This window comes from Lysinibacillus sp. NPDC093688 (genome assembly GCF_050280145.1).
Lineage (GTDB): Bacteria > Bacillota > Bacilli > Bacillales_A > Planococcaceae > Lysinibacillus > Lysinibacillus xylanilyticus_B.
Window position 1 is genome coordinate 123,430 of the sequence record NZ_JBNNUX010000010.1, and the last position, 14,776, is coordinate 138,205.

A 14,776-nucleotide genomic window follows, 5' to 3' on the forward strand; every position below is an offset into this window, starting at 1 on the left:
TAAAAGGCATCTGGAATAAACTATTCCAGATGCCTTAAACCGTCCCCAAAAGGACTCTTTATTATTATTATTTCATTTTAATTTCAGCTAATGCGTTTAAGAATTTATCGTTTAGTACTTTAATATAAGTACCTTTCATACCTAGAGAGCGAGATTCGATTACACCTGCAGATTCTAGTTTACGTAATGCGTTTACGATTACTGAACGTGTAATACCAACTCGGTCTGCAATTTTCGAAGCAACAAGTAAACCTTCATGGCCGTCAAGCTCTTCAAAGATATGTTCAATAGCTTCTAACTCACTGTATGAAAGAGAATTGATTGCCATTTGTACAACAGCTTTGCTACGAGCTTCCTCTTCAATCTCCTCAGATTTCTCACGTAAAATTTCCATGCCAACTACTGTTGCACCATACTCAGCTAAAATTAAATCATCATCCTCGAATTGTGAAGATAAACGAGCAAGAATTAATGTACCTAGGCGCTCACCACCACCAACAATCGGTACGATCGTTGTTAATGCATTTTGGAATAGCTCTTTGTTTTCAACTGGGAAAGCAGTATGTTCGTCATTAATATCTAGGTTTGAAGATGTTTCAGAAATTGTAAACAAGCTATGTGTATATTCTTCTGGGAATTGACGCTCTTCGAACATCTTTTTCATACGTTCGTTTTCAATTTGTTGGTGAATTGAAATACCTAAAAGTTTCCCTTTACGGCTTACAATATAAACATTACTGTCGATAATATCTCCTAATGTATCTGCCATTTCTTTAAAGTTCACCGGTTTACCAGCAGATGCTTGGAGCATCGAGTTAATTTTACGCGTTTTTTCTAATAAATTCATTATATGTTCCTCCTATAAATAATCCGAAGAGTATTTTCCTAATATTCTAAATGTTTTTTTAACTGAATGAAACTATTCAGCCTTATCTTACAATATAAACTGTGACAAATCTTTGTTTTTAACTATGCCCGCAAGTTTTTGATCTACATATGCAGCAGTGATTGGTATATTTGCAGGTGCAATTTCAGCAGCTTCAAACGATAATTCTTCTAATAAGCGTTCTAAAATTGTGTGCAAACGTCGAGCTCCAATATTATCAGTCTCCTGATTAACCTCAGTTGCAATTTCTGCAATTCGTTCAATCGCGTCTTCCGTAAAGTTTATTTCCACGCCCTCAGTTTCTAATAATGCCTTGTATTGCAAAATAAGTGATTGGTCTGGCTCTTTCAAAATACGTACAAAATCTTGTTTCGTTAATTTTTCAAGCTCCACCCGAATCGGGAATCGACCTTGCAATTCAGGAATTAAATCTGACGGCTTCGACATATGAAATGCTCCAGCAGCAATGAAAAGCATAAAGTCAGTTTTTACAGCACCGTACTTTGTCGTTACAGTAGAACCTTCAACAATCGGCAGAATATCACGTTGCACACCCTCACGCGATACATTCGCAGAGGAGTTACCATCCTTACTAGCGATTTTATCAATTTCATCAATAAAAATAATACCTGATTGTTCAGCTCTTGAAATGGCTTCTTGTGCAACTTCGTCTGCATCTATGAGCTTATTTGCTTCCTCGATTGTTAAAATACGGCGTGCATCTTTCACTTGTAGACGACGTTTCTTCTGCTTTTTAGGCATTAAATTAGACAGCATATCCTGCATGCCACTGTTTGCAGTCATATCCATACCCGTTCCTTGTAACGCATCAAAAATAGAAGGATTTTGTTCAGTTACTTCAACTGTAACCCATTCATTTTCTAATTTACCATTACGTAAATCGATAGCGATTTGCGCACGTTTGGAGCGCACTTCAGTTTCTTCAGAAGAAGAATCATCATTGGCCTGCTGTTCTTTCCCACCAAATAACATTTCAAACGGATTTTGCATGGACTGTTTTTTTCGTAATGAAGGAACCAACAACTTAACTATAGCTTCATTTGCTAATTGTTCTGCTTGGTCCTTCACAGACTCCATCATTTCTTCTTTTACAAGACGATGAGAAGCTTCTACTACATCACGTACCATCGACTCTACGTCGCGTCCAACGTACCCTACTTCTGTAAACTTTGTTGCTTCTACTTTCACAAATGGTGCACTTGTTAGCTTTGCAATTCTTCGTGCAATTTCTGTTTTTCCGACACCTGTAGGTCCAATCATCAAAATATTTTTCGGAATTACCTCAGCCTTCATCTCATCACTTAACAGTGAGCGACGATATCGATTACGTAGTGCAATAGCTACCGCTCGCTTCGCCTCATTTTGTCCAACGATATAACGATCCAAATGCTCAGTAATTTGTCTTGGCGTTAAATTATTTTTTGTCATTAGTTAAGCGCCTCCACGATAATATTATGATTCGTAAACACACAGATTCCAGCAGCGGTTTCTAATGCCGCTTCTGCAATTTCGCGAGCAGACATTGTATCACCTGCATATTTTTTCAGGGCACGACCTGCTGATAATGCAAAGTTACCTCCAGAACCAATTGCCAAAACTCCATCATCCGGTTCAATTACTTCTCCCGTACCCGAAACAAGAAGGAGTGTACTTTTATCCATTACAAGTAGCATAGCCTCTAATTGACGTAGCATTTTATCTCCGCGCCATTGCTTAGCGACTTCTACTGCTGCACGTTGTAAGTTGCCATTGTATTCATTTAACTTTCCTTCAAACATTTCGAAAAGTGTAAAAGCATCGGCAACCGATCCTGCAAACCCGGCAAGCACCTGCCCATTAAACAGACGTCTGACCTTCCTTGCTGTACCCTTCATAACCACCGCATTACCTAGGGTCACTTGACCATCACCTGCCATTGCGCAACCACCGTTATGATGAACTGCAAATATCGTTGTCGCATGAATTTGTCCCATTTGCCTTCCTCCTTAGCTTATTATGCCCTTGGATGAGCATTCATATATGTTTGACGTAGATGCTCTTTTGTTACATGAGTGTAAACTTGTGTAGAAGTTAAATGAGCATGGCCTAATAACTCCTGCACCGTACGTAAATCTGCGCCATTATTCAATAAATGTGTAGCAAAAGTATGGCGAAGCATATGTGGATATATTTTCGTATGGAGCGAGGCTTTGTCAATCATTTCTGTTAAAATATGACGTACACCTCGTGGAGTAAGTTCCCCACCGCGCATGTTGACAAACAATTGCTGATGACTTGTGTTTTTCATCAATCGTGGACGAGCTTGTTCTATGTAATCCTGCATAGCTAAACTCGCAAATTGCCCGAATGGAATAATACGTTCTTTTCGCCCTTTTCCCATTACCCTAATAATCGAATAATGGAAATCAACATCTTCTACTTGAATTGAGGTGAGCTCACTTACACGAATTCCTGTCGCATATAACAGCTCCAATATAGCCATATTTCTTAATGATTTCAAATCATCGCCGACATTCGCATCAAATAGCTGCTTCAATTCTTCTTCGTAGAAAAAACTAGGTAAACGTGATTCTTTTTTTGGATGATAAAGTGATCGAAATGCCCCATCATCTAATCCGTACTGTTTATTTAGAAAGCGAAAGAAGGAGCGTATAGAGGAAATTTTCCTTGATACAGATGACCTTGCTCTCTTTTCATCGTACAACTTTGTTACATAAAGACGTGCATGTATATACTCAACACTAGCTAAATCATTTACGCCCTCCGCTTGCAAAAACGCTAAAAAATCTAGTAGGTCCGATTCATATTCTCGTACTGTATGAACAGAGAAGTTCTTTTCAATTTGGATATAAAGCATAAACTGTTCAAGTGCATCTTGGGACGAAACTAACATTAAAAGATTCACCACCAATGAATTATTGATAATCTTCTCAAATTACGGGTCATCACCATAAACGAGGGGTTGATTTCCGTTCCGACTGTGCTAAAAGAATGTCAATTCTCGTTTATCCTCTTTAGTTTGTCACTTTGGGTATCGTTAATGTAGAAAACATACATATTGACACTATACCTATCTTCATCATATAGCAAGTAGAAATGTTTATATTTTGAGAAAATCTCCATACAAAATAATAAAACACGTGTAAATCAGCATTTTACTACAAAAAGAAAAAGCCTCTAAGAGTATACCAACTTTTAGAGGCTTTTTGCAATCAAATTGTTTGTGAATTCACAAAATTACGAATTGTGTCTATTGCACGTGTAGCATGCATCTCTGCACGCTCTGGCTTTGAACGACGTCCTGGAGGTAATTCAGGGAAAATTCCGAAGTTAACGTTCATCGGCTGGAAGTTTTTCGATTGTGCTTCTGTTATATAACGCGCCATACTGCCTAAAGCCGTTTCAAACGGGAAGACAATTTGCTCTTGTCCTAACGCTAATCGAGCTGCATTAATACCGGCAATTAATCCACTACCAGCAGATTCAACATATCCTTCAACACCTGTCATTTGACCCGCAAAGAAAATATTTTTTTGCTCACGAAGTTGATAAGTTTTCTCTAGAACCTTTGGCGAATTAATGAAAGTATTTCTATGCATTACGCCATAACGAACGATTTCAACATTCTCTAATCCCGGAATTAATTGTAGTACTTCCTTCTGTGGTCCCCATTTTAAATGCGTTTGGAAGCCAACGATGTTGTAAAGAGTTCCTGCTGCATCATCTTGACGCAATTGGACAACGGCATAAGGTCGTTTCCCTGTTTTTGGATCTTCTAGGCCTACTGGCTTCATCGGTCCAAACAACATTGTTTTCTCACCGCGAGCAGCCATAACTTCGATAGGCATACAGCCTTCAAAGTAAATTTCTTTTTCAAATTCTTTTAATGGCACAACCTCTGCTTCGATTAACGCTTGACGGAAACGATCAAATTCTTCCTTTGTCATAGGACAGTTTAAATAAGCCGCTTCCCCTTTATCGTAACGAGATTTTAAATAAACCTTTTCCATATCGATGCTATCTTTTTCAATAATTGGTGCGGCAGCATCATAGAAATATAGATAATCTAACCCTGTTAAGCCCTGAATTTTTTCAGCTAAAGCTTTCGATGTTAGTGGTCCTGTGGCAATAACAGTAATGCCTTCTGGAATTTCAGTGACTTCTTCATGAACAACCTCCACAAGAGGATGATTTTTCACTGCTTCTGTCACATAGCCTGCAAATTCATGTCGATCTACTGCTAAAGCACCGCCTGCTGGTACTGAACATGCATCGGCTGCCTTCATAATAACAGAATCTAACATACGCATTTCTTCTTTAATCACACCTACGGCATTCGTTAATCCATTTGCACGTAGTGAGTTCGAACAAACAAGCTCTGCAAATTTATCAGTATGGTGAGCTGGTGTTTGCTTTACTGGACGCATTTCATAAAGTTTAACTTTCACACCACGTTGAGCAATTTGCCAAGCAGCCTCACTGCCTGCAAGACCTGCGCCTATTACATTTACTACTTGTTCAGTCATGTTCTTACCATCTTTCTATCATTGAGTAGGTGTCTCTTCATAGTCACATTTCGTACACTGAATTTGAACACCTTTTTTAATTTTTTTCTCTACTAATAATGCGCTACATTTCGGACATGGTCTACTAATTGGTTTGTCCCATGAAACAAATTCACACTCAGGGTACTGATTGCAGCCATAGAATAAACGCTTTGTTTTACTCTTTCGTTCTACAATTTCGCCTGTTTCACATGAAGGACATTTTACACCAATAGGTTTCATAATAGCTTTTGTATTGCGGCAATCCGGGAAGTTTGAACAAGCCATAAATTTTCCGTATCGTCCAAGCTTATAGACCATTGGAGATCCACAAAGCTCACAATCCTCGCCAGCAGGTTCATCTTTTATAACAACCTTTTCCATAGCCTCATCTGCATATTTTACATGGACCTCAAAATCCTTATAAAACTCATGCACAACTTCTTTCCACTGACGACCGCCTTCTTCAATATCATCCAAATCTTGTTCCATTTGTGCTGTGAATTCGATATTTATGATATCAGGGAAAAACTCTAGTACGAGTTGGTGTACGATTTCTCCTAGCTCTGTCGGCATAAATCGTTTTGCATCTAATACGACATAGCCACGGCGCTGAATTGTATCGAGGGTCGGTGCATATGTGGACGGGCGCCCTATACCTAACTCTTCCATTGTTTTTACAAGACGCGCCTCTGAATAACGTGGTGGTGGCTGTGTGAAATGTTGCTTTGGCTCGATTTCAAGAGATTCTACTTGATCGCCAACTTCCATTTCAGGTAGAAGCTTGTTTGTCTCTTCTGTTTGGTCATCTGTACCCTCAATATAGAGTTTCATAAAGCCGGCAAATTTAACTTGCGAGCCGTTTGCACGGAATAAAACATCACCATTTTGCAGATCAACAGCAACTGTATCAAGTACGGCCGGCGCCATCTGACTTGCGATAAAACGCTCCCAAATTAAACGATATAAGCGCAATTGGTCGCGACTAAGCACTGCCTTTAATTCATCCGGAGTTCGCATCGTACTAGTTGGACGAATAGCCTCATGGGCATCTTGTGCATTTGATGCTTTTTTAGCCTGCTTCGTCTCTGTCGAGATGAACTCTTTACCGTACTTGGATTCAATGTATGCAATTGCCTCCGTTTTTGCTGTCTCCGAAATACGTGTAGAATCGGTACGCATATAAGTAATTAAACCGACTGTCCCTTCTTTTTTACCAACATCAATACCTTCATATAATTGTTGCGCAAGCATCATCGTTTTCTTTGCACGGAAATTCAACTTACGTGCGGCTTCTTGCTGTAAAGAAGATGTTGTAAAAGCAGGTGCTGCATTTCGTTTGCGTTCTTTCTTAGATACATTGACAACTTCAAAACTTGTACCTTTAACATTTTTTAAAATAGATTTTACTTGTTCTTCATTTGTTAATTTAATTTTTTCTTTGCCATTACCGTAATACAGCGCATCGAACGTTTTCTTCCCTTTTTCAAAAGAACCTTCAATTGTCCAATATTCTTCCGGTTGGAAGTTTTTAATTTCATTTTCACGATCAATAATCATGCGTAGTGCTACAGATTGTACTCGTCCTGCCGATAATCCCTTTTTAACCTTTTTCCACAGAATCGGACTAATGTTATAACCAACAAGTCTGTCCAATATACGACGTGTTTGCTGTGCATCTACTAAATCCATATTAATAGGACGTGGATTTTTAAAGGATTCTACAATCGCATCTTTTGTAATTTCATTAAAAACGACACGACAATCTGACTGAATATCAATATTTAACGCAGTCGCAAGGTGCCAAGCAATCGCTTCTCCCTCGCGGTCTGGATCGGCCGCTAGAAAGACTTTCTTCACTTTTTTAGCCGCAGACTTTAAGTCCTGTAAAACAGGCCCTTTACCACGAATAGTAATATACTTAGGTTCATAATTATTTTCTGGACTAACGCCCATTTGGCTACGTGGTAAGTCACGAACATGCCCGACCGACGCTTTCACTTTATATTTTTTTCCTAAATATCGTTCAATTGTTTTTGCTTTTGCTGGTGATTCTACAATCACTAAATAATCCGCCATCTATGTCTCCCCCTTAGCGAGGTCTATTGCTAATTTTTTTAAGTTACCTGTTGCAAAATGTATAACAGATTTTAAGATAATGCAACTTTTTTTCAATTTTTGTTAGAAAAGAGCTTAAGTGTTTCAACGATTTCGTGACCATTACACACTGGAATAGCTCCTTCTAATAGTAGTTTATTTGTGCCTTTTGATTGCTCCGCATTAATTGGACCCGGTACAACAAATACATCTTTTCCTTGCTCTAATGCATAGTCAGTTGTAATAAGTGTGCCACTTCTTAATGCAGCTTCGGTTACAACTAAAGCTTTGGACAACCCACTAATGATTCGATTGCGCATTGGAAAATGCCATTTCTCAGGCTTCATATATGGAGGATACTCTGTGACAAGTAATTGTTGCTCCGCCATATGCTCAGCGAGAGACTGGTTTTCCTTAGGATATATATAATTAAACCCATGACCAAGCACTGCAATTGTGGAACCGCCAACTTTTATAGTTGTCTCATGAGCTATCGTATCTGCCCCTCTTGCAAGCCCGCTTACAACTGTATATCCGTGTTCAACAAGAGGAGGAACGATTAGGTCCATCGCAGTTTTTGTATATGCTGTAGCCTTTCTAGAACCTATAATGGCTACTTGTTTTTCTTTCGTCAATAGAGAATATCGACCTTTCACATACAATACAGTAGGTGGACTGGATATTTCAAATAATTGCGCCGGGTAAAAAGGATGATGAAAAGGTATCGGGGAAATATTGGCCCTTTCATAAGCTTCTTCAAATGGAAATGTCATTATTTGGCGAAAAATCCCGGATATTTCCAAAGCTCTACTCGATGATATTTGCAGTGCTTTTGCAATCTCGTAGGGGGGCGCTTCTTCAAAATAACTTAGTATATCCACCGGGGACAATAATTGCTGAAGTTTTTGAAGTGGTAATGGGTATATATAATGTAAAGTTAGCAATCTCTGTGTATCAACTGAAAAAATCATTTAAAAGCCTCCTTTTATATAGAAGAAATTAAATGACCGCATTTTTATTTTCGGATCATCACCAAAACGTGTGGTTGATTTCCGTTCCGACTAGGCGCTTTGTTGTTGCTGTCGCTACGCTTTCGCACAGAGCAAAGCTTCCTGGGGGCGTCGGGGCAACAGGATGTTGGTCACGAAGGCGTTATCACAGGACGTGATGCTTTTAGCCTTCGTTCCCCTACCGCTGCGCTACAGGGTCTCGGGCCAACACGATGTTGGTCACGAAGGCGTTATCACAGGATGTGATGATTTTAGCCTTCATTCCTCTATCGCTGATCCCCGAGGAGTCGCCCAGTCTCCACTCCAATCAACTTATTTGCATAGTATATGTTTTAACAAATGTCATCCACGACTTTTGGTGATGAACCTTATTTTCACCACAACATCAATGTGACACAGCTTTTGAAGGTTCTTTTAAACCGAGTAAGTAGGAAGTTAGAAATTGATTCGTTTGCATACAATTCCATTAGAACCATGTTAAGCAGTGTCTAAGTAAGGAAAAAGAAAAAGATGTAGCCACAATGTGCTACATCTTCCATTTTAATGGGTTTTACACTTTTCGTATAGCCCTTTTTCTTTAATTACTTTAATAAGCGTGTCACCAATGACAGATGGTGTTTCAGCTACTTCAATCCCAGCAGCATTCATCGCCTTAATTTTCTCTGCCGCTGTTCCTTTACCACCTGAGATAATAGCACCAGCGTGTCCCATACGCTTCCCTGGAGGAGCTGTTTGTCCACCGATAAAGCCAACGACAGGTTTCGTCATATTCGCTTTAATCCATTCAGCTGCTTCTTCTTCAGCTGTCCCCCCAATTTCCCCAATCATCACAACTGCATATGTTTCTGGATCGTTGTTAAACGCTTCCAAAACATCGATAAAGTTTGTACCATTGACAGGGTCTCCACCTATACCTACAGCAGTAGTTTGACCTATACCAGCTTGTGTTAATTGGTGTACGGCTTCATATGTTAACGTTCCAGAACGAGATACAACTCCTACATGCCCTTTCGTATGAATGTAACCAGGCATAATACCAATCTTACATTCATCTGCCGTAATAACACCTGGACAGTTTGGACCGACTAGACGTGTCTTTTTACCTTCCATATAACGTTTAACCTTAACCATATCAAGTACTGGAATATGCTCAGTAATACAGATTGTTAATTCTAATTCAGCATCAACAGCCTCTAAAATAGCGTCTGCAGCGAATGGAGCAGGTACATAAATAACTGAAGCTGTTGCACCTGTTGCAGCCACAGCTTCCGCTACAGTGTTAAATACAGGCACTCCTTCGATTTCAAGACCACCTTTACCTGGTGTTACACCAGCTACAATTTTAGTACCATACTCAAGCATTTGCTTCGTATGAAAAAGCGCTGTTTCACCCGTAATCCCTTGTACAATTACCTTCGTATCTTTATCAATAAATACAGCCATTGTTCTCCCTGCCTTCCTTAGCCTACTAGTCCCACAATTTTTTGTGCACCGTCAGCCATTGAATCCGCTGCAACGATGTTTAAACCAGATGCATTTAAAATCTCTTTTCCAAGTTCTACATTTGTACCTTCTAAACGTACAACTAACGGCACAGCTAAGCCAAGTTCTTTGGCAGCTGCTACAACACCTTCAGCGATAATGTCACATTTCATAATTCCGCCAAAAATGTTTACAAAGATGCCTTTGACATGTGGATCAGAAAGAATAATTTTAAAAGCTTCTGTTACTTTTTCAGCCGTTGCACCGCCACCTACATCTAGGAAGTTAGCCGGGCTTCCGCCATAATAACTAATTGTGTCCATTGTAGCCATTGCAAGACCAGCTCCATTAACCATACAGCCAATGTTGCCATCTAGTGAAATATAGCTAAGGTCATATTTTGATGCTTCGATTTCCTTTGGATCTTCTTCATCAAAATCACGTAATTCGACAATATCTTTATGACGATACAACCCATTTGCATCGAAATTAAATTTAGCATCTAATGCTACAACTTCTCCTTGCCCAGTTATAACAAGTGGATTAATTTCTACAATAGAAGCATCTTTGTCGATAAACGCTTGATACAAGCCTAACATTAATTTAACAGCTTTCCCTACTAGGTTAGCTGGAATATTCATATTGAACGCCATGCGACGTGCTTGGAAACCTGTTAACCCTACAACAGGATCCACCACTTCTTTGAAGATTTTTTCTGGATTTGATTCCGCTACTTCCTCAATATCCATGCCGCCCTCTTCAGATCCCATCACTGTTACACGGGACGTTGCGCGGTCTAATACTAAACTTAAATAGTATTCTTTTTGAATATCAGAACCCTCTTCAATATATAAGCGTTTTACTTCTTTTCCTTCAGGACCTGTTTGATGAGTCACTAAAATTTTACCTATTAATTCTTTTGCATATGTACGCACCTCGTCAAGGTTTTTAGCGATTTTCACGCCCCCTGCTTTCCCGCGTCCACCTGCATGAATTTGCGCCTTGACTACAGTCACATTAGAGCCAAGTTCCTTTGCTACTTTCACAGCTTCATCAGGGGAAAAAGCAACTTTTCCGTTCGGTACAGCTACACCATATTTTCTAAGAATCTCTTTCCCTTGATATTCATGGATATTCATAATACATCCTCCCATCAAACATTTGCATAAAATTGTTTTACTAACATAATCTATTCTAACGAAAGATTCTGATAAAGTCTATACCTTGTCTTTTATTCATTTTTTATCTATTAATATGACGCTTTTTTCTGTTTCGTGTACTAAAACAGAGTTTTATGAAAATCAGAATTCTTCGTTTTTTCTATATTTTCGCGCATATTGTTTATCTAATCGATAAATAAAAGCAAAAACCTCAGCAACAGCTTCGTACAATTCTTCCGGAATTGACTCATTTAGATCTAATTGTCCAAGTAATTGAACAAGGTTAGGATCCTCATAAATCGGGACATCATGCTCATTCGCGCGCGCTAAAATATTTTCTGCTATTTTCCCTTTCCCTTTTGCTACGACCGTTGGACTATCAAAACGTCCTAACTTATACGTGAGAGCAATAGCCTCTTTTCGAGCAAATTTTTCTTCACTCATATGCGAAAATCCACCCCACTATGTTCCTCCTGCTGTTCTACTACAGGGGTTGTTTTTTCAGATTGGGCTTTTTCAAATTGTTTAATAAAAACACCTGAAAGTTGATACTCTTTTTCAGCTAGACCTACTTTTAACGCTGCTTTTAGTGGTTCAGCAAGCGGAATAATATCATTATTTTCATTAAATACCGTCACAGAAACGACACGATTTTGAACTTGCATATCAATAACCGTTTCTTTCATAGATTCCATTTGTAAATAAAATAATATACGCGCATAATTGGCATCAATTTTACCGTCTTCCTTCATACGCCCATTCCATTGTAATGTTGCATCCATTTTCTTGCCGAAAAATTCTAATGGTACTTGCATAATAAGCTGATGCTGATGGCCATTTTCCCCTGATGCTAGCTGCATGCCGTTCATACGTGCCATTAACATTTCTGCAGCTTCCTTCAGCTGAGGAGTAACATGCGCTTCCTGCAATAATGTATGTAATTGAGGTTTTAATTGATGTGCAATCTGCTGTAAATCGGCTGACTTATTACTAAGAGTCGCTTCATAGCTAACTCCTAGATTTTTTAATACCGTTTTAAGCGCATGTTCCATTGCTTTACTGTCCATAGAATTTTGTACATGAGCATCTGCTTGCGTAACAATTTGCTGAATCATTGATTGCGGGGATTCAACACTATTTCTCATGAGACTTCGCATGAATGCTTCGTTTTGTAGCGGAGTATTGGCTTCATGCTTTAAAAGCGATAATAAGTGGTCCTTCACTGAAAGAGCATTGGCGTCTTGTGTAAATAAACGCTCCGAAGAATTTTCTGCAAATGCTTTTATAAGGTGTTCTTGCATTTGTTTTGCAAAAATCTCTAGCGTTTGTTTAGTTTCTGGTAGCTGTTTAAATCGATCGATAAGTTCATTTAATGACTGCTTTTGTTCATTAGTTAACAAACTTTGATTCGCTGTCCATGATCTAAGCTGATCAACAAGCTGATTAATATTGTCAGATTTTGTCGCTAAAATTGTTTGAATAACTTCTCCAGCCTGTTGAAGCTGATTTGACTGAATAGACTTTACATCACTAAGGCTGGACCAATTTTGCAAGGTTGCCTGTTGAGGTAGTATCCCCGCCTCTTTTAAACTATTCATGGCTTGAATCTTTTCACTCATAGAAGCCGCATTATTAGTTAATATTTGTACGGACTTAGCAAGTACTAAACTACCTGTTTCTACTTCAAAAGGCTTTGCAATTGCTAATACTTGTTGCATTAGATTTTGCTTAAGGTTTTCTGGTAAAGCTATATCCTTCGTTAAAAGCTGTGTAAAGTTTTCCATTATGGAAACCATGCCGGCCGTTTTTTGTCCACTTAGAAGAGCTTGAAAAACATCAGTTGTCATTGGCATTTTAAACTCTACCATTTTCTGAATGGCTTGCAGGGCATCCATTTTATTTACGCCCTCCGGTAATCCCTTTAACCACATTTCTGCCTGCATCAACTGCTCTTTTGAAATCGGTAGTTGCGCTTTCATAAAATGAGCTAGAAGCTGCTGTGCTTCAGCTGTTTTAGGCAAATTCATTGATTCAAGTAACTGATTAATTTGTTGACTTTGGGAAGCCGTTTGCTCCATAGGACCTGTAACAACTTTTAGTTCTGTTTGTGGGCTTGTCCCAGTTACTTGAAAGAAATGCGCATCACCTGCTTTTAGCGGCACTTCCAGTTTAGCAATAAACTTTTGCTGACCAACCTGTATTTCTGCCATTTGATCTGGATATAATTGTTTGATTGTTCCTTGAAATACTTGTCCTTGTTTTAAAGTAAGCGGCTGATTAGCTGCGGTTATACCAGCTTGTTGCATTTGAATCGGATTAAAAGATGTGGCTGTCATATACATACTCCTTTCATCAATTACTCCTTGGCGTAATTGGCTTCTATTTTTATTGGCTCATCACCAAATCGTAGGGTTGATTTCCGCTCCGACTGGGCGCTTTCCTGGGGGCGTCCGATGAGCCGCTTGGGCCAACACGATGTTGGTCACGAAGGCGTTATCACAGGATGTGATGCTCTTAGCCTTCGTTCCCCTATCTGCTCGCTCCAGGGTCTCATCTGTGACGCTGATCCCCAAGGAGTCGCCCAGTCTCCGCTCCAATCAACTTATTCACATGATATAAGTTTTAGCAAATATTATTCCTAACGTTTGATGATGTGCCTTTTATTTTTCGTATGCTATTGTGTTTTCAAGATTCATTAGATCATTGACTTTATCGGCTCAAATGATTTGCGATGATGAATAGTCGGACCGTATTCTTCAAGTGCTATTAAATGCTGCTTTGTTCCATATCCCGCATGCTGAGCAAAACCATACATAGGGAATTCCTCATCCAATTGATCCATATAATCATCTCGAGCCGTTTTCGCTAATATCGAGGCTGCTGCAATAGCTAGGCTTTTCGCATCTCCTTTAATGATTGAATCCTGTTGAATAGAGATTGGTAGCGTCATAGCATCTACTAACACATAATTAGGTTTCATAGATAACGATTCTACACTTGTCTTCATCGATTGCTTCGTCGCTTCGTAAATATTTAATTCATCAATTTGTTGCGCTGATTGGAAATGGATAAAATAACTTAATGCATGCTCCTTTATTAATGCAGCATAGGCACTGCGTTTATCTTTTGATAATTGCTTTGAATCATTTAATCCAACTAGCGCTTCACAGTTTGTAGGTAAAATAACAGCAGCTGTTACTACTGGTCCTGCTAACGGTCCACGCCCAGCTTCATCTACCCCTGCAATGAAGGCATCTTCTCCTCCGTAGCTTTGATCGAAATCGACTTTCGCTTGATGTTCCTGTAGTAGCTGTCGTTTTTTATCTTGGCGCTTTTGCCAACTTAGCCAAGCCTTTTGCACACCTGTACGTTCATCACTCTCTACTCCCGTCATCCAGTCCTGCCATTCCTCCGCTTCCTTCAAAGCTGCTGTAATTTCTTTAATCGTTTTCATCTATTTACTCCCTTTTTGGTTCTTACAGATCAATTATGCCTCGGCATAATTGCGTCCGGAATCGGCTTTGTGCTTAGGCCTGCACGAGGGCCGACACGATGTCGGTCATTTCGGTAATGCCA

The 14,776-nt window shown here is 39.3% G+C and carries 12 protein-coding genes; all 12 read right to left on the minus strand.

Translation table 11 applies throughout. From position 1 onward, the window contains the following. Positions 1 to 67: 67 nt before the first annotated feature. Entirely contained in the window at positions 68 to 847 is a 780-nt protein-coding gene (gene codY, locus ACQKN2_RS10690; RefSeq protein ID WP_049668434.1) for a GTP-sensing pleiotropic transcriptional regulator CodY, read from the minus strand. A gap of 87 nt (positions 848 to 934) precedes the next feature. After that, entirely contained in the window at positions 935 to 2,335 is a 1,401-nt protein-coding gene (gene hslU, locus ACQKN2_RS10695; protein WP_427414953.1) for an ATP-dependent protease ATPase subunit HslU, read from the minus strand. Next, positions 2,335 to 2,880, minus strand: coding sequence for an ATP-dependent protease subunit HslV (hslV, locus tag ACQKN2_RS10700; RefSeq protein WP_323645175.1), 546 nt, complete (start codon positions 2,878 to 2,880; stop codon positions 2,335 to 2,337). The genes hslU and hslV overlap by 1 nt, the downstream gene beginning before the upstream one ends. A 20-nt stretch (positions 2,881 to 2,900) precedes the next feature. Beyond that, positions 2,901 to 3,800: a tyrosine recombinase XerC gene (xerC, locus tag ACQKN2_RS10705; protein ID WP_427414954.1), complete on the minus strand. Its 900-nt coding sequence runs from the start codon at positions 3,798 to 3,800 to the stop codon at positions 2,901 to 2,903. Positions 3,801 to 4,119: 319 nt separating this feature from the next. After that, a complete protein-coding gene (gene trmFO / locus ACQKN2_RS10710; protein WP_427414955.1) occupies positions 4,120 to 5,433 on the minus strand; it encodes an FADH(2)-oxidizing methylenetetrahydrofolate--tRNA-(uracil(54)-C(5))-methyltransferase TrmFO in 1,314 nt (437 codons plus the stop codon). A gap of 18 nt (positions 5,434 to 5,451) precedes the next feature. Next, on the minus strand, positions 5,452 to 7,530 hold the full coding sequence (gene topA / locus ACQKN2_RS10715) for a type I DNA topoisomerase (protein ID WP_427414956.1): 2,079 nt from the start codon (positions 7,528 to 7,530) through the stop codon (positions 5,452 to 5,454). A gap of 92 nt (positions 7,531 to 7,622) precedes the next feature. After that, positions 7,623 to 8,519 carry a DNA-processing protein DprA gene (gene dprA / locus ACQKN2_RS10720; protein WP_427414957.1) on the minus strand — a complete coding sequence of 299 codons (897 nt, stop codon included), beginning with the start codon at positions 8,517 to 8,519 and terminating at the stop codon, positions 7,623 to 7,625. Positions 8,520 to 9,098: 579 nt separating this feature from the next. Beyond that, the gene (gene sucD / locus ACQKN2_RS10725) at positions 9,099 to 10,001 is read right to left on the minus strand and encodes a succinate--CoA ligase subunit alpha (protein ID WP_323645183.1); all 903 of its coding nucleotides are present in this window, start codon (positions 9,999 to 10,001) and stop codon (positions 9,099 to 9,101) included. 17 nt (positions 10,002 to 10,018) lie between these two features. Beyond that, a complete protein-coding gene (gene sucC, locus ACQKN2_RS10730; protein WP_427414958.1) occupies positions 10,019 to 11,179 on the minus strand; it encodes an ADP-forming succinate--CoA ligase subunit beta in 1,161 nt (386 codons plus the stop codon). A gap of 162 nt (positions 11,180 to 11,341) precedes the next feature. Next, a complete protein-coding gene (locus ACQKN2_RS10735; RefSeq protein WP_427414959.1) occupies positions 11,342 to 11,644 on the minus strand; it encodes an EscU/YscU/HrcU family type III secretion system export apparatus switch protein in 303 nt (100 codons plus the stop codon). Further along, positions 11,641 to 13,536: a hypothetical protein gene (locus ACQKN2_RS10740; protein WP_427414960.1), complete on the minus strand. Its 1,896-nt coding sequence runs from the start codon at positions 13,534 to 13,536 to the stop codon at positions 11,641 to 11,643. The genes ACQKN2_RS10735 and ACQKN2_RS10740 overlap by 4 nt, the downstream gene beginning before the upstream one ends. A 359-nt stretch (positions 13,537 to 13,895) precedes the next feature. Beyond that, positions 13,896 to 14,654, minus strand: a complete 759-nt coding sequence (locus tag ACQKN2_RS10745) for a ribonuclease HII (RefSeq protein ID WP_427414961.1) — start codon at positions 14,652 to 14,654, stop codon at positions 13,896 to 13,898. Positions 14,655 to 14,776 lie beyond the last annotated feature (122 nt).

Coding starts and splice junctions, on each gene's coding strand:
- codY (WP_049668434.1), bottom strand. CDS start 847: ATGAATTTATTAGAAAAAACGCGTAAAATTAACTCGATGCTCCAAGCA.
- hslU (WP_427414953.1), bottom strand. CDS start 2,335: ATGACAAAAAATAATTTAACGCCAAGACAAATTACTGAGCATTTGGAT.
- hslV (WP_323645175.1), bottom strand. CDS start 2,880: ATGGGACAAATTCATGCGACAACGATATTTGCAGTTCATCATAACGGT.
- xerC (WP_427414954.1), bottom strand. CDS start 3,800: ATGTTAGTTTCGTCCCAAGATGCACTTGAACAGTTTATGCTTTATATC.
- trmFO (WP_427414955.1), bottom strand. CDS start 5,433: ATGACTGAACAAGTAGTAAATGTAATAGGCGCAGGTCTTGCAGGCAGT.
- topA (WP_427414956.1), bottom strand. CDS start 7,530: ATGGCGGATTATTTAGTGATTGTAGAATCACCAGCAAAAGCAAAAACA.
- dprA (WP_427414957.1), bottom strand. CDS start 8,519: ATGATTTTTTCAGTTGATACACAGAGATTGCTAACTTTACATTATATA.
- sucD (WP_323645183.1), bottom strand. CDS start 10,001: ATGGCTGTATTTATTGATAAAGATACGAAGGTAATTGTACAAGGGATT.
- sucC (WP_427414958.1), bottom strand. CDS start 11,179: ATGAATATCCATGAATATCAAGGGAAAGAGATTCTTAGAAAATATGGT.
- ACQKN2_RS10735 (WP_427414959.1), bottom strand. CDS start 11,644: ATGAGTGAAGAAAAATTTGCTCGAAAAGAGGCTATTGCTCTCACGTAT.
- ACQKN2_RS10740 (WP_427414960.1), bottom strand. CDS start 13,536: ATGACAGCCACATCTTTTAATCCGATTCAAATGCAACAAGCTGGTATA.
- ACQKN2_RS10745 (WP_427414961.1), bottom strand. CDS start 14,654: ATGAAAACGATTAAAGAAATTACAGCAGCTTTGAAGGAAGCGGAGGAA.